This is a genomic window from Xaviernesmea rhizosphaerae (assembly GCF_001938945.1).
GTDB lineage: Bacteria > Pseudomonadota > Alphaproteobacteria > Rhizobiales > Rhizobiaceae > Xaviernesmea > Xaviernesmea rhizosphaerae.
On record NZ_MKIO01000048.1, the window covers coordinates 15,075 to 31,059 of the forward strand.

Below are 15,985 nucleotides of genomic sequence, written 5' to 3' on the forward strand. Positions count from 1 at the left end.
TCGAATGATTTTCCATCCCATGCACGTCCTGTAGGAACAGCGGACATTCACAGCGGAATCCGACCTTGACTTCATCTGATCCTGGGTTCCTGTCCGGCTGCGGCAGGCTCGGCGCGCTTATCGCGCAATTCGACTGGTCGAAGACCAGTCTCGGGCCGATCGGCACCTGGCCGCAGGCCGTCACGAGCACGCTTTCCCTAATCCTGCACTCGCCCGTGGCGATCGTCACGCTGTGGAACGAGGACGGCGTGATGATCTACAATGACGCCTATTCCGAATTCGCTGGCGCGCGCCATCCGGCGCTCCTGGGCTCCAAAGTGCGCGAAGGATGGCCCGAGGTGGCCGATTTCAATGACCGGGTGATGCGCGAGGGGCTGGCCGGCAACACGCTGTCCTTCAAGGATCAGGCGCTGACGCTCTATCGCGCAGGCCGGCCGGGCCAGGCCTGGATGGATCTGGACTACTCGCCGATCCTGTCGCAGGAGGGCACGCCCATCGGCGTGATGGCGATCGTGATCGAAACCACGGCCAAGGTCATGGCCGAGCGGCGGCTGGCCGAAAGCGCCCATCACGCCAAGCAGATCCTCGACGGGGCGATCGACTATGCCATCATCGCGCTCGACCGGGACGGGCGCATCACCCGCTGGAACGAGGGCGCGCGGCGCATTCTCGGCTGGAGCGAGGAGGAGGCGCGGGGTGCCGATGCCGGCCTGTTCTTCACGCCCGAAGACAGGAAAGCAGGATGGCCGGCGCAGGAAATGGCTGAGGCGCTCGAGCAGGGCGTGGCCAATAACGAGCGCTGGTTCGTGCGCCAGTCCGGCGACCGTTTCTGGGCGAGCGGCGAGATGTCGCCGATCCGCAACGAGGCCGGCGTAGCCGTCGGCTTCGTCAAGGTGCTGCGCGACCGGACGGAGGAATATCTGACCGAGGCCCGGCTGAACGAGGCGGAGCGGCGCCTGCGCCGGGCGCAGGAGGTGGGCGGGGTCGGCCTGTTCATCCTCGACGCGCAGGAAGACAGGATGCAGGTCACCGGCCCCTTCTGCCGGATCTTCGGCTTTGCCGAGGCCGAAACCCTCTCCGTGCATGCGGTCGAGGCCTGCGTGGTGCCTGAGGATCGAACCGTCGCCTCCACCCCGGAAAGCCGCAAGGATGGCAGCGCGCCGATGGATGTGGAATATCGCATCCGCCGCGCCGATACGGGCGAGGAGCGGATCATCTCGCGGCGCGGCGAGTTCGAGCGCGATGCGAACGGCCGCATCCTGCGCCTCGTCGGCGCCGTGCAGGACGTGACCGAGCGGCGGCGCGCCCAGCGCGAGCTGCGCGAGAGCGAGGCCAAGCTGAGGGCCTTGACCGAGACGCTGGAGCAGCGCGTCAACGAGCGCACAGCCGACCGCGACCGCATCTGGCGCCTGTCGACCGACGTGATGCTGGTCGCGGATTTCGCCAGCCGCATCGTCGCCATCAATCCGGCCTGGACGCGCCTGCTCGGCTGGCAGGAGAGCGAGCTCGTCGGCCGCTCCTTCCTCGATTTCATCCATCCCGACGATCTCGCCGCGACCATGGCCGAGACGGAACGGCTGAGCGAGGGCGCCACGGTCTTCACCTTTCTCAACCGCTACCGCGCGGCTGACGGCAGCTATCGCCGCTTCTCCTGGACCGCCGTGCCGGACGAAAACTACATCCACGCCGTGGGACGCGACGTCACGGCGGAAGTCGAGGCGGCGGAAAACTTGCGGCGCACCGAGGCCGCGCTGCAGCGGGCGCAGAAGATGGAGGCGATCGGCAATCTGACCGGCGGCGTCGCCCATGACTTCAACAATCTGCTGCAGGTGATTTCAGGCAATCTCCAGCTGCTCTCCAAGGACATGGCTGGCAATGAGCGGGCGGAGCGGCGCATCGGCAATGCGCTGGCGGGGGTCAATCGCGGCTCCAAGCTTGCCGCCCAGCTTCTCGCCTTCGGCCGGCGCCAGCCGCTCGATCCCCGGGTCGTCAATATCGGCCGGCTGCTGCAGGGGCTGGACGAGATGATCCGCCGCAGCATCGGCGAGGGCATCGCGGTGGAGACGGTGCTCTCGGGCGGGCTGTGGAACACGCTGGTCGATCCGACGCAGCTGGAAAACGCCCTGCTCAATCTGGCGATCAATGCCCGCGACGCCATGGAAAACTATGGCCGGCTGACCATCGAGGTGATGAACACGGTTCTCAACGGCAACCATGTCGCTCAGGGCGAGGATGTGGAGGCAGGGGACTATGTCGCCATCACCGTCTCCGACACCGGCACTGGCATCGCCCCCGAGATCATCGACCGCGTCTTCGATCCCTTCTTCTCGACCAAGGTCGAGGGCAAGGGCACCGGGCTTGGCCTTTCCATGGTCTATGGCTTCGTCAAGCAGTCGGGCGGGCATATCCGCATCTATAGCGAGCCTGGTTCGGGCACGCAGGTGCGCATGTTCCTGCCGCGCGCGCTGGCCGAGGAGGACGCGACCGATGCGACCGAACAGGCAGGCGTGACCGGCGGCAGCGAGACCATTCTGATCGCCGAGGATGACGAGGGCGTGCGCACCACCGTGGTGGAAATGCTGCAGGATCTCGGCTACCGGGTGCTGAAGTCGTCCGATGCCGCAAGCGCGCTGAGCGTGGTGGAAAGCGGCCTGCCGATCGACCTGCTCTTCACCGATGTCGTCATGCCCGGTCCGCTGAAAAGCACCGAGATGGTGGAGCAGGCGCGCCGGCTGATTCCCGGCCTCGCCGTGCTGTTCACCTCAGGCTATACCGAAAACTCGATCGTCCATGGCGGCCGGCTCGATGCCGGCGTGCAGCTTCTGTCCAAGCCCTATACCCGCCAGCAGCTGGCGCGCAAGGTGCGCGCCGTGCTCGACCAGCGCCTTCAGGCAAGCCAATCAACGCCCGCGCCCGTCTTCACGCTCCGGCCCTCCGCGCCTGAGGCCGTGCCTCCTCAGGCCCCGGAAGCGCAGGCCCCCGAGACGCAGGCCGCCGCCCCGCCGTCATCCACGGCCCCCTCCGCGCCGCCGTCGGGGTCGGCAGGCCGGCAGGTGCTGGTCGTGGAGGATGATGCGCTGATCCGCATGGACACGGCTGAAATCCTGGAGGTGGAGGGTCTTGCCGTTCTGGAGGCGGCCACGGCACGCCAGGCGCTCGACCTCCTGGAAGGGCCGAAGGGTGGAGAGATCGGGATTCTCTTCACCGATCTCGGCCTGCCGGACATGTCCGGCGGTGAACTGGCCCGCCAGGTGCGCGAGCGCTGGCCGGACATCGCCATCATCTTCGCGACCGGGGAGGCGCAGGCGCCGAAAATCGACGGCGGTCGCGTGGCCTTTCTGCAGAAGCCCTATACGCCGCAGCGCGTGCTGGCGCTTCTGGCGGAGCTTTCCGGCTGAGCGCATCCGTTCTGTCGGCAAGCGGGGCCGCGAGCCGACACGGGTTCTTGGTCCTTGAGAGGAACCTTTTGAGGCATGACCCATTTGCGCGGAAACGATCCGGCGCCGATGAGCAGACGGGAGACGCCGGGCATGAGGAGTTGCCATGGCGTTGTTCTATTTTCGCGTTCTCGACAGGGATGGGGACGCAGCGAGCGAATCGGCTCACGAGTTTGCCAGCCTTGCCGAAGCGAAGGCCGAGGCACGCCGGGCACTCGGCGAAATGGCGGCCGATGGCCTTCCCGGCGCTCCGCTGAACATGATGTCGGTGGAAGTGCTCGATGCCGAGCACCGCTCCCTGGTCGAGCTGAGGCTCCTGGTGGAGGAGGTGCCCAAGGGGCTCTCCTGACGACTGTGCCTCGCCTGAAGACTGTGCCGGCCTGAAGACTTTGCCGGGAAGCGGGCGCGACAGGTTGAAGCGCGGTGCCGGCCCGCATAATTGATCGCCAAGCGCGATGGCCGTCAGGCGCCCTGTTCCCGCGTCTGCCCGCCCGCCGGCTGCGGCCTGCGCTCCACCACCAGCCCCTGGGCCTCCTCATCGATAATGCGCGCGCCGCGCTGGCGGCTGAGATAGCGCCAGAACCATTGCAGGCTGACGAGCAGCTTCTTCTCAAAGTTGACGAGCAGATAGACGTGGACAATCGCCCAGAGCACCCAGGCGAGCCGTCCCTTGAGGGTCCAGCGACCGAAATCGAAGATGGCGGCGTTTCGGCCGATCACGGCGGTGTTGCCGCGATTGTTGAAATGGAAGGGGCGTACCGCCCCCGGCCCGCGGCCGATGCGGCGCAGCTCCCGGCCGAGATGGCGGCCCTGCTGCTTGGCCACCTGCGCCAGCGCCGGCAGCGCCTTTCCGCCTTCGCCCACACCCAGGGCGGTATCGCCCAACGCATAGACATGCTCGATGCCCTTGACCGCGAGATTGGGCTCCACCGGCAGACGGCCACCGGGGCCCGGCTCCTTGCCCAGCCAGCGCGCCGCCGGCGAGGCCTTGACGCCCGCGCCCCAGACCACGCAGCCGACCTTCACTGTCCGCCCGGCCATGACCACGTGGTCGGCGCCGATCGCCTCGATCGCCTCGCCCGTGCGCACCTCGACGCCCATTTTCTCCAGCGTGCGGCGGGCATAATCGGTGAGGTTCTCGGGAAATTGCGCGAGAATGCGCGGGCCGGCCTCGACCAGCAAGACCTTCAAATAATCCGGCGCCAGCGCGCGGAAATCACGGGTGATCATGAAGCGCCCCAGCTCGGCGATCGCCCCGGCCATTTCCACGCCCGTCGGGCCGCCGCCGATGACCACGCAGGTCAGCAGTGCCTTCTTCTCCTCCGGATCGGTCGCCACCTCAGCCTTTTCAAAGGCAGTCAGCAGGCGCTGGCGGATCTGGCGGGCCTCGTGAATGGTCTTCAGCCCCGGCGCGAATTCGCGCCATTCGTCATGGCCGAAGTAATTATAGACCGAGCCGGTGGCCAGAACGAGCGTGTCATAGGGCACGCTCGGCCCATCCCCGGTCTTGACCAGGCGACGGGCCGTGTCGATGCCCGTCACCTCCGCCAGCATCACATGGATGTTTTCGTAGCGCCCGAGCGTGCGCCGGATCGGCTCGGAAATATCGGCCGGCGACAGCTCCGCCGTGGCGACCTGATAGAGGAGCGGCTGGAAGAGATTGTGGTTGCGGCGGTCGATGACGGTGACGGTGGCATCGCTGTTGCCCAGCGCCTGGGCGCAGGCCAGCCCGCCGAACCCGCCGCCGACGATGACGATGCGCCGTGATGCCGATGCGCCGGTATGGGCCAAGGCCCGGCTGATGCCGTCGGGAAGGGGCTGTTCCAGCAGAGATGCTTCGTCCTCGATCGGGCGTTGATCGGTCATGTCGCTCTCCATTGCCGGTCTGCCAGAGCATCGTTATGCATGCGATTGTCGGTCCGGTGCTCTGGTGGAATGAATTTGCCATTTGAGACCCAGCTGCAGCGATCTCGGGGATCAAATGTCAGGATCGGACCATCAGGCCCCGCTCTCCTCGAACCGGACGAAGCGGACAGAACGTGTCCAGACTCCGCAAGGCCCGGGAAGACCGGAACCCAGTGCCGCGAGGCCCGTCAGCAGGCCTCGCTTCATGTCGTCAGAGATTTCGAATCCAGGCCTCATCCGTCAAGGCGCGAAGACCTGTGTTTTGCACAGGCCAGCCATGCGGCAAGCCGTATTCTTCCCGTCAGGCGGGCGTGATCTGCTCGGTTTGTGCGCCGCTCATCGGCTTGGCCGGGCCGAGAACCGGCTTTTCGCCGAGGGGCGACATGGGATTGGCGGTAAACTCGCCCTTGCCGTCTGGCGACGGTCCCTGAGACCAGCGTCCGGCCACCGGCGCGCTGCCATCGGCCTGGAAGCCGAGGAAAGCATAGCTGAATTCGGTCTTTTCCATCTCCTGCGGGAAGGAATTGGGAATGGGGAAGACCTGTGTCGGCCCGCCAAGCTCTTCCAGCGCCGCCACCCACTGGTTCTGGTGCATCGTGTCGCGGGCAATCAGGAAGGAGAGCATCTCCTTCATGCCGGGGTCCTGCGTCATGTTATAGAGACGCACGGCAAGCGTGCGTCCTGTCGCCTCCGCCGCGATGTTGCAGGTCATGTCGGCGGCGATGTTGCCGCTGGCATAGATGTGCGACATGTTGAAGGGCACGCCGTCGGAATCGACCGGCATGGCCGAAAGACCGGCTGAAAGAATGTTCTTCAGATTGAGCCCGCCGAGCACCGCGCCGCCGACCGGATCGGCCGCGACCTCCTCCTTGACCGACACGGGCGCGCCCTCGAGATTGAGCGCGACGGCGGTCGCCAGCATTTCGATATGGCCGAGCTCCTCGGCGGCCGTGTTCATCAGCAGATCGCGGAATTTCGGATTGCCGCGCGCGCCGCAGGCCTGGAAGAAATATTGCATGGCGACCCGGATCTCGCCCTCCACGCCGCCGATCGCCTGCTGCAGGGCGCGGGCAAACTGCGGGTCCGGCGTCTCGACCCGCACCGGAAACTGAAGGCGTCCATCGGTATAAAACATGGTATTCTCCTTGAAGGTCTTGCGGAAGGTCTCGGGGAAGGTGTTTGGGGGGAGCGCTAGGGAAGGTCTTGGCTCGTCTTCCCCGGCCTCCAACAAGCGCTTCCCCCCGCAGTTCCCGCGCCGCCCGCGCTTTTGCCCGTTGCTGCCAAGATTTCGGGCTTTCCCCGGCGGACCATCCCGGGCTTTGCGATGGGGCTGCGTCGGGAGCAGGCTGTGCTGAGAGGATTAGGCTGATGGGTTCCCATGAGCGAGGCTTGGTATAGATAAGGCGCCATGCAGATCGCCTTTTACGCCCCTCTGAAATCCCCCGACCATCCCGTGCCCTCGGGCGACCGGCTGATGGCGCGGCTGCTGATTGCAGCACTGTCGGCGCGCGGCCATCGCGTCACCGTCGCCTCGACCCTGCGCGCCTTTGGAGCGACGCCGGAGGCGGTCATGGAGGGGGGCGCGGCGGCGCGGGCCGAGGTGGAGCGGCTGACGGCCCTCTATGAAAGTGAGGGCGGGCCCGATCTCTGGTTCACCTATCATCCCTATTACAAGGCGCCGGACCGGCTGGGCCCGGCAATCGCCCGCCGCTTCGCCATTCCCTATGTCACGGCCGAAGCTTCCTATTCCGCCCGGCGCGACCGGGCCGGGTGGGCCGAGGCGCAGGCGCTGGTGCGCGCGGCAGTCTCTGAAGCCGCGCTGAACCTGTGCATGACCGACCGCGACCGCGCCGGCCTCATCGACGCGATCCCGCAGGCCCGCGTGGCCCGGCTGGCGCCCTTCATCGATGCCGCGCGCTTCCTGGCGCTGCCGCCGCGGCCGGAGCCGGGCCATCTCGTGGCCGTGGCGATGATGCGGGCGGGCGACAAGATGGACAGTTTCCGCTTCCTCGCCGAGGCGCTGGCACTGCTGGACCGGCCGGACTGGCGGCTGACGCTGGTGGGCGGCGGGCCGCTGGAAGCCGAGGTGCGCGCCCTGTTCGCCCGCTTCGGCGCGCGCGTGACATTTGCCGGCGAGCGGCCGGCGGAAGAGGTGGCCGCCATTCTGTCCACCGCTGCGCTCTATGCCTGGCCCGGCTGCGGCGAGGCCTATGGCCTGGCCTATCTGGAAGCGGCCGCCAGCGGCGTCCCGGCCGTGGCCCAGGCCATCGCCGGCGTGCCCGAGGTTGTGATGGCGGGACAGACCGGGCTCCTGACGCCGGCCGGCGATGTCGCCGCCTATGCGGAGGCGCTCGCCCGTCTTCTGGCCGAGCCGGCGCTTCGTGACCGTCTGGCCGACGGCGCCCGTCGGTTCGTCACCGAAGAGCGCGATCTCGGCCGCGCCGCTGACCGGCTCGATGCGCTGCTGCGCCCGCTGGTCTCGCCGCTCGCACGGCTCTGATGGCGGCGCGAAACCGCCGGCACGGGCCGGATTTCACTTGAAGCCTGTCCGCCAACATGGGAAGCGACGGGCGACGCATGGGCGACGGCAGGCTATGCCCCTTTGCGTCATGCCTGTGCCGCGCCATCGCCGATAAAGGATCTCTGCCCGATGCCTCTTCCATCCGTCGCCGATCCGCTGCTGCGCGAACTCGACCGCTGGCATGCGCGCGGCGCCGTAGCGCCGCTCTGGCTGCGCGATGACGATGCGGTGAGCGCAACGGCGTCGCTGGAGCGGCTGGTGGAGCAGACGGAGCGCTTTTCCGTGCCGGTGACGCTGGCCGTGATCCCGGCTGAGGAGGAGCCGAGCCTGCGCAATCTGGTGGCGAGCGAGCCGCATGTCAGCGTGGCGGTGCATGGCTGGCGCCATGCCGACCATGCCGCTCCCGGCGTCAAGAAGCAGGAACTGGGCCCGGAACGCCCTGCCGAGACCGTGCTGGCCGAGCTTTCATCCGGGCTCGGCCGCCTGCGCGCGCATTATGGAGAGCATCTCCTTCCCGTGCTGGTGCCGCCCTGGAACCGGATCGACGCCGCGCTCCTGCCGGCCCTTCCGGGCCTCGGCTTCCAGGCGCTCTCCGTCTATGGCCGGGAAAAGCCCGGGCCGATCCCCGCCATCAATACCCATGTCGATCTGATCGACTGGCACGGCACGCGTGGCGGCCGCCCGCCCGAGCGTCTCTTTGCCGAGATTGCCGCGCGGCTGTCCGAGGTCGCCGGGACCGGGGCGACCATGGGGCTTCTCACCCATCATCTCGTCCATGATGCCGCGGCCTGGTCGTTTCTCGAAACCCTGTTCAAGGTCACGGCTGCCCATCCCGCCTGTCGCTGGGAGCCGCTGTCGGCGCATCTACAGCGGTAAGCAGGGCCATTCCGGTAAGAGCGGGCGTTGTCCGGCCTACAATCCGCCCTGTTCCGTCATGAGGCGGTAAGGGGCTCGGCCCCTGGCGCATCGGGGCTAAACCGGTTCCCAGTTTCCAAAGTACACGACACACGTATTTGCGTGCCGTGGCGCCCCCTCGTCCGCCTGCCGGCACCCGACCGGGGACGAGCCACGGGTCTCGTCCCGTCCTTCGGACCCCCGCTGGGGAGAAGAGACCCAGCCGACAGTGCCGCGCCTCCATCCAACTCCCTGAAAATGCATAAACCGCATTTTCTCATGGGTGGCAGCGGGGCAAAGCGGTGCCGCACGTCTCTTCTCCCCAGCGGGGAGAAGGTGGCCCGAAGGGTCGGATGAGGGGGGCAGCCAAGGTCGCAAATCATAGTGGCGTGTACGGGAGTGAAAAGCGGTTCCCACTTTTCGGGCCGATGCTCTAAAGATCGAGAACCTGCCCGTCACGGGCGACGAAGGCGCCGGGGAATTCGGACTGGGCGCTGAGGTGGATGGCGTCGAGCTCCCCATCGCTCCGCTTCGGCGAATGGTGGATCAGCGCCACCCGTGCCGCACCTGCGGCCTTGGCCAGGCGCACCGCCTGCTGCCAGGAGGAGTGGCCATAGCCGCGATAACGCGGCATTTCCGCTTCCGTATAGCTCGCATCGTAGATGAACAGATCCGTCTTCTCGATCAGCGCGAGTACGGTCGGGTCGAGCCGGTCCGGCTCATGTTCGGTGTCGGTGATCATGGCGACGCTGCGCCCGTCCCAATCCACGCGATAGCCGACCGCGCCGCCCGGATGGTTGAGCATGCCGGTCTTGAGCGTGACCCCCGCAACCGGCGACAGCGTGTCGCCCGGCTGGAAGTCGCGCGTCTTCAGCGCGGCGCAGCAAATATCGGGGCTCACCGGAAACCAGGGCGGGCGCATGAATTCGTCGATCATGGCGCTGGTGGTCATTTTGCCCGCAAGATGGCCGGACCAGAAGGTCACGCAGGACTGGCGGTCATAGATCGGCGGGAAGAAGGGAAGGCCGAGGATATGGTCGTAATGGCTGTGGCTGAAGAACAGGTCGAAGCGCGAAACGCCTTCGGCCTGCAGCGCCATGCCAGCTGGCATCAGACCCGAGCCGGCATCGAAGATCAGGCAATGATCGCCGCACCGCATCTCGATGCAGATCGTGTTGCCGCCATAGGTCTGGAAGGCGGCGCCCGACACCGGCAGGCTGCCGCGAACGCCCCAGAACCGTACCGTGAACCTGCTCTTCGTCACTGAGCGCACGCAACCATGGCGACGTCTTGCCATGGAAAAGCAGGCAATCTGCCTGCTGCTCCGTTCGTCCCGCTCTGCACCATGCCGTTTCCCTTGTCTGGCGTTTCAGGCTTCTGCCGCATGCCGCACTGGATTCGAAAATCGTCCCATGCTTATAAAGGCATCCGGTGAAGATTTTTTCTCTGAAACGTCCTCGTTTTTTCCCATGCTAGCCAAAAGCGGGGCATGAGGCGAGAGATGCGTTCGCATTTTCTCGGAGGCTGTGAGAAACATCCTCCGTTTCCGCTTGGCACAGGCCGCGCGGGCCCGCCCCGGCGGCTGCGCGGCGAGCGGCCTGTGTCGCGCGCCCAAGACCCCGTGACTGCGGCGCCCTAGCCCTTTGCCAGTGCGACCGTGCTTTGAAGAGATGATCCAGGCAGTGCCCGATGCCTTCAACTGACCCCTTCCGTTTCGCCATTCTCTCGGATGCGCATGTCCATGACATCGCCGCCGATTACGGCCTGCCCGATGCGCCCGAGGCCTTGAGCGTGCGCCCGCTCGCTGACACGATGCGCTCCACCCGCGTCTTCAACGAGAGCAAGGCGGCCCTTCTGCGAGCGCTTGAAGAGATTGCCGCACGCGGCATCCGCCACGTCGTCATCACAGGGGATTATACCGATGACGGGCAGGGGCCGGCGCGCGCGGCGGCGCAGGCGATCTTCTGCGAGGCGGAAGAACGGCTCGGCCTGCGCATCTTCCTTACCGTCGGCAATCACGATGTCTTCGCCGATGACGGCCGGCACCGTACGAAACGCTTCCTCACGGCTTCCGGCGGCCATGGCGTGCTGACCAGTGATCCGGAGCGGCGCGATCCCGACGCGCGCTTCGTGGCGCTTCGGCCCGACATGCGCTGCCTCGGCAGCCCGGCGGGGCTTGCGCCCTTCGCCACCTTCGGCTTCATGCCGCGAGAGGACGATCTCCTCTGGGAAACGCCTTTCGGCACCGATCCGGATCCCGAGGCGCGCCGCTATGCGGTGACCTCGCCCGACGGGCAGCGGCGCGAATGGCTTTTCGATGCGTCCTATCTTGTGGAGCCCGTGGCCGGCCTGCGCTTCCTGATGATCGACGCCAATGTCTTCGTGCCGCTGAACCCCGGCCAGATGCTTGCCGACATGACCTTTGAGGACAGCACCAATGCCGGCTGGACCGCGCTTCTGCGCCACAAGCCCTTCCTGCTCGACTGGATCGGCCGGGCGGCAGAGACGGCGCGGCGCGATGGGGCGCGGCTAATCGCCTTTTCGCATTATCCGGTTCTCGATCCGCTCGACGGCACAGGCGCGGACGAGCGCGCGCTTCTCGGCGAGACGGACATGGTCAAGCGGCGGCCGTCGCCCGAGGTGGCCGAGGCGCTGATCGCGGCCGGGATCACGGTGCATGTCAGCGGGCATCTGCATGTCAACGACACGGCGCAAGGGCGCAACGACGCCGGCGTGCTGACCAATATCGCCATGCCGGCGCTCTGCGGCTTTCCCCCGGCCTATAAGATCGCCACCCTTCGCGCCGAGGGGCTCGGCATCGAAACCGTCAGCCTTGATGCCATGCCGCTCGATGCCAGGCTGATGCGGCTCTATGCGCGGGAGGCGGTCCAAGATGGGCTGGAGACCGGCGGCCTGCTGGAGGCGGGCGATTACGGCGCCTTCCTCCATGCCCATATTGGCCGCATTGCCACGCGCCGGTATCTCAAGCGCGACTGGCCGCAGGACCTGGCCGAAGCGATCCGGCTTTTGACATTGGGGGACCTCGCCCGACTGGCGCTTACGGCCGAGCCTGTCACGCTCGAAGACTTTCTGCGCACAGGCGGTCTGGCGGGCGCAGGCGTCGCAGAAGCGGGCAAGGCCGGGCTTGTCGACCCCTCATTGAGCGACCTGCCGGCGACAGAGCTTGTCGGCGACTGGTATCGGCTGCGCATGGGCAGCGATCTCGGCCTCAAGGCGATCGCGGCGGAGCGCCGCACAGCCTATGCCGCGCTCGCTCGCGCCTTTGCCGGGCGCGACTGGCCGGAGAACAGCCTGCAGAGAGCCCTGGCGCTGATGATGCGGATGATGACAGCCTATGCGGAGGGGCTTCCCTCAATCGACTTCACGCTCGACTGGGACAGCGGAGCGATCCGCCGCGATTGAGGCACTGCATGAATTGGAGCAGTTGGCCGAAAACCGGGGGCCGGAAACCGGGAGCCGGTTGTCCGAACACTCCGATGGTCCGGACGCGCTTTATTCCAGCTGGCGCACGCGGCTGCGCGCCTCGGTCAGTTCCGAGGTGGTGTGGCTCAGGCGGTCGGCCAGCACGCGCATGATCTGGATGGTGATTTCGGGAAAATCGGTCAGCAGCTTGAGGAAATGATCCTTGCGGATGCGCAGCGCCTCCACCCCCGTGGTCGCCGTCACCGTGGCCGTGCGCGAGACGTCGCACAGAATGGCGATCTCGCCGACGATCGAATTGCGCTCGACCTCCGCCACCTTGATCGGCCCGGTCGAGGACTCCACCAGAATGTCGGCCTTGCCATCCAGCACAACATAGGCGGCATCGCCGATATCGCCCTGATGGAACAGCGTCTCTCCGACGGAGTAGCTCACCCGGTCCGAGGTGAAGGCGAGCAGTTTCAGCTTTCCCGGCTCGACTCCGGAAAAGAGCGGCACGCGCCGCAGCATCTGAACCTCGTCCTTGAGAAGCATGGCACTCCATTCCTCTAAATCTCGTGCAGTCCCGCCTCCCGCAGGTGCCTGCGCTGATTGTCGTTGATGCCTTGGCGTCGAGGCAATGATCGCCGCCGGCCTTCCGATCCACCCGTCCATCCGCGAAGGGGCGGCGCCTGAGGCGCGAAAGGCTGGCGCGTGATCTTAGGACGCAACGAGCTGTTTGAACACACCGTTCTTGCGGCCGAGCTCCGCATGATGTCCATCTTCCACCAGAAGCCCGCGATCGAACACCAGCACCCGCTCGAACAGGCTGGCGGAGGCGAGGTTCGACAGCACCCAGATGATCGCCTGATGTTCGCCGGAGCCACGCACCAGCTTCATGACGTCGCGCAGGATCTCGTCCTGCAGGCGGTTGTCGAGACCGGGCAGGGGCCGGTTGAATATGTAGAAATCGGAGCGGCGGATCATCGCGCGGGCCAGATTGAGCTTCTGCCGCTGGACGATGGTCAGCCGCTTGCCGCCGGCGCCGACATTGAAGTCCATGCCGATATCCAGCACCTGCTCCAGAAGGCCCATGGTGTTCAAAAGCGAGGAGACGATGGCGCGGATGCGCTTCTGCCCGTCGGCATGCTTGTTGGAAATGCGGCCGAACAGCACATTGTCCATCAGCGTCGCCGAGGCGAGATAGCGTTCGGGATCGTAGCGCTCGATCTCCTCGCGCATGTCCTCCGGCATGTTCTCGTGGAAGGTCTGGCGCACGGCGATGATCTTGTCCATCAGCTCGCGCGTCAAAAGGCCGAAGCGGTGGCGCGGCTCGATATATTGGAAGCTCAGCCGGATCATCTGCCCGCGCTCGGTCTCGCTTGCCCGCTCGAAGCCGTTGGCCCCGCGCAGCTTCTGCAAAAGCCCCTGATAGAGCGGAATGTCATCCGCGCTCATGAAGGTCAGCTGCTGGAAGAAGGGGTGATCCGGCGGCAGGTCGGCAAAGAGTTCGACGGCGTTTTCCGCGATCTGATAACCCATGTCGAACAGGATGCGGTCGAGCCCCGACTGATCGATCACCTGACGGAAATAGGTGTTCTTGGCCAAGGCCTGCGGCATCATGCGCGGGCCGATAGCGGTGCCGAACAGCAGGTTCTCGCCGACCGTGGCTTCCGGATTGTAGGCACCGGGCTCGAAGGGCACGACCAGACCGCTCAAGCCGGCTTCCTCCAGCTCGCCGGTCAGCGCACTGCGCATCTCGACGATGCGCTCGGCCAGTTCCGGCCGGCTCTGCGGGTCGATGGTGGTGCGCAGCGCCAGGTCGAGAATGTCCTTGGACAGCTGCACGGCATCGAGCACGGTGAGGATCGAGGCGAACAGGTCGTCGGCATGGGTGGCACCGGCGGCGCTGTAGTCGATCCAGTCGCTGTTGATGTCGTGGTGCGGATTGCCCGCGAGCCTGGCTTCGTTGATCTCCCATTTGCGATGGGCCAGCAGGCTGCCTTCGTAATGGGCCTCGGCGAGCGGCGCGTGCTTCAGCCCGTAGAGCAGGTTGTCGCGCAGCGAACCGTAGAAGAAGAAGCAGTCCGAGGCGGCATAGGTGATCCGCCGGCCGACGACCGACTCGGGCAGTTCGAGAATGTCCTTGCCGCCAAGCGTGATGCGGCCGCTCTCCGGCCAGATCAGCCGGGCGAAGGCTTCGGCCACCGCATCGCCGCCGCTTGCCGCCGCGCCGATGATCGCCACCGTCTCGCCGGGCTGGATCTCCACCGACACCCGCTCGGCCAGCCGCGCGCCACTGTCATCCGAAAGGGTCAGGTTGACGGCGGCCAGCGGCCCGGCACTTTCGCGCATGGCCTCGGCCTCCTCCTCGGGGCTCGCCTCCTTGTGCATGGCGGCCGGAGGCGGCTTTGCCAGGCCGGCGGTGGCGCCCGCCGCCGCGATCCCCGCCGCCGCCATGCCGGCTGCCGCCACGGGCGCGGGCAGGGCCTGCAGCGCGGGGTCGATCATGTTCTCGGCCTCGAACTGCTCCACCACCTGAACGAATTTCACCTGCACATCCTGGCGGGTCTGGTCCCAGTCGATCAGTTCCTTCAGCGGGCCGGGCAGATCCTTGTAGGCGCTGATCACCGCGACCAGCTGGCCGATGTCGAGGCTGCCTTTCAGCGCCAGATAGCCGCCGATGCAATAGAACAGGAAGGGGGTCAGCTGCGCCAGGAAGTTGTTGATGAACTTCACCATGAACTTCCACTGGTAGAGGTCGTACCGGATCTTGAAGATCCGCCCCAGCCGGTGGGCAATGTCGGCCCGCTCGTAATTGGAGGTGTCGTAGGCGTGGATCGTGCCGATGCCGTCGACGATCTCGCCGACGCGGCCGGCCAGTTCGCGCGCGGTGATCTGCCGCTCGCGGCCGAGAACCAGCAGCCGGCGGCGCATGCGCGGGATGATGACGGCCTGGATGCCGACCATGAAGGCGGCGATGGCGCCGAGCCAGACATTCTGCAGGAGGATGAAGGTCAGTGCCGTCAGCGCCTGGCCGCCGAGCAGCACCGGCTGGACGAAGGCATCGCCGGTGAAGCCGCCAAGCGGCTCCACCTCGTCCTTGACCATGCTGGAGACCTCGGAGCCCTTCATCCGCTTGAACTGGGCCGGAGGGAAGCGCAGGATCCGGTCGATCAGCTGATAGCGGATGCGCCGAAGCAGCCGCTCGCCAAGCCGGCCCTTATAGGTGTTGATATAGAGCTTGAAGAGGCCGTTCACCACGACGAGGCCGAGGAAGACCATGCTCAGCGCATAGAGCATCTCCATGCGCGTCAGTTCCAGCCCGCCGAAGATCGGCACGCTGCCGAAGCCAGGAATGGGCAGCGAAATCGCCCCGAAGATCTGCCGCGCGCCCGGTTCGCCAAAGCCGTCACCCTGGATCGGCCCGTTGACTATGCGCTTGGGCAGGTCGAAGGACATGAAATAGGGAATCATCGAAACCAGAACGACGATCAGAATATAGATCTGCTGCCGCCGCGTATGGTTCCAGATGTATCGTGTCAGGCTCTTTTCCATGGGCACCGAAGGCAGGTCAGGATCGGGTCAGTCGCGGCGGAGGCGGGGGGGGCGGTCGGCGGCGGGCGCCGGTTCCCGGACAGTCAGGGGAAGATGGGATATCCGTCCCGGTTTAACAGGGCAGGCATCGACATCGATGTCTGGACGATCCGGCGCAGCGTGCGGCCTGTCCTCCCGATGCCGCCTACGAGCCTTAGCATCGCAAGCCTACACCAGCCTTCCGCCGAAATCCATGAGGGGAAATCGCCGG

Annotated in this window: 10 protein-coding genes; 5 read left to right on the top strand and 5 right to left on the bottom strand. The window is 66.3% G+C overall.

Annotated elements, in window-relative coordinates; genetic code table 11:
* Positions 1 to 65: 65 nt before the first annotated feature.
* Both BJF92_RS24035 and BJF92_RS24040 read left to right on the top strand, forming a co-directional pair.
* A complete protein-coding gene (locus BJF92_RS24035) occupies positions 66 to 3,398 on the top strand; it encodes a hybrid sensor histidine kinase/response regulator (protein WP_075637302.1) in 3,333 nt (1,110 codons plus the stop codon).
* A gap of 145 nt (positions 3,399 to 3,543) precedes the next feature.
* On the top strand, positions 3,544 to 3,786 hold the full coding sequence (locus BJF92_RS24040; protein ID WP_075637303.1) for a DUF6894 family protein: 243 nt from the start codon (positions 3,544 to 3,546) through the stop codon (positions 3,784 to 3,786).
* A 113-nt stretch (positions 3,787 to 3,899) separates the two neighbouring features.
* On the opposite strand, the gene BJF92_RS24045 is transcribed toward BJF92_RS24040, so the two are convergent.
* Positions 3,900 to 5,303 (bottom strand): NAD(P)/FAD-dependent oxidoreductase, encoded by a 1,404-nt coding sequence (locus BJF92_RS24045; RefSeq protein ID WP_078058376.1) that lies wholly within the window; start codon positions 5,301 to 5,303, stop codon positions 3,900 to 3,902.
* Positions 5,304 to 5,643: 340 nt separating this feature from the next.
* The gene (locus BJF92_RS24050) at positions 5,644 to 6,477 is read right to left on the bottom strand and encodes a manganese catalase family protein (protein WP_075637305.1); all 834 of its coding nucleotides are present in this window, start codon (positions 6,475 to 6,477) and stop codon (positions 5,644 to 5,646) included.
* A gap of 273 nt (positions 6,478 to 6,750) precedes the next feature.
* Between BJF92_RS24050 and BJF92_RS24055 the strand changes: the two genes are divergently transcribed.
* A complete protein-coding gene (locus BJF92_RS24055) occupies positions 6,751 to 7,842 on the top strand; it encodes a glycosyltransferase family 4 protein (RefSeq protein WP_075637306.1) in 1,092 nt (363 codons plus the stop codon).
* A 150-nt stretch (positions 7,843 to 7,992) separates the two neighbouring features.
* Positions 7,993 to 8,739 carry a polysaccharide deacetylase family protein gene (locus tag BJF92_RS24060; RefSeq protein ID WP_075637307.1) on the top strand — a complete coding sequence of 249 codons (747 nt, stop codon included), beginning with the start codon at positions 7,993 to 7,995 and terminating at the stop codon, positions 8,737 to 8,739.
* Positions 8,740 to 9,190: 451 nt separating this feature from the next.
* On the opposite strand, the gene BJF92_RS24065 is transcribed toward BJF92_RS24060, so the two are convergent.
* A complete protein-coding gene (locus BJF92_RS24065) occupies positions 9,191 to 10,021 on the bottom strand; it encodes an MBL fold metallo-hydrolase (protein WP_245294884.1) in 831 nt (276 codons plus the stop codon).
* A gap of 425 nt (positions 10,022 to 10,446) precedes the next feature.
* Here BJF92_RS24065 and BJF92_RS24070 point away from each other — a divergent pair, with 425 nt between their 5' ends.
* The gene (locus BJF92_RS24070; RefSeq protein WP_075637309.1) at positions 10,447 to 12,180 is read left to right on the top strand and encodes a metallophosphoesterase family protein; all 1,734 of its coding nucleotides are present in this window, start codon (positions 10,447 to 10,449) and stop codon (positions 12,178 to 12,180) included.
* Between the two features lie 90 nt (positions 12,181 to 12,270).
* Here BJF92_RS24070 and BJF92_RS24075 read toward each other — a convergent pair whose 3' ends face one another.
* Positions 12,271 to 12,732, bottom strand: a complete 462-nt coding sequence (locus BJF92_RS24075) for a cyclic nucleotide-binding domain-containing protein (protein ID WP_075637310.1) — start codon at positions 12,730 to 12,732, stop codon at positions 12,271 to 12,273.
* 165 nt (positions 12,733 to 12,897) lie between these two features.
* Positions 12,898 to 15,735, bottom strand: a complete 2,838-nt coding sequence (locus tag BJF92_RS26500; protein WP_245294885.1) for an ABC transporter transmembrane domain-containing protein — start codon at positions 15,733 to 15,735, stop codon at positions 12,898 to 12,900.
* Positions 15,736 to 15,985: the final 250 nt, after the last annotated feature.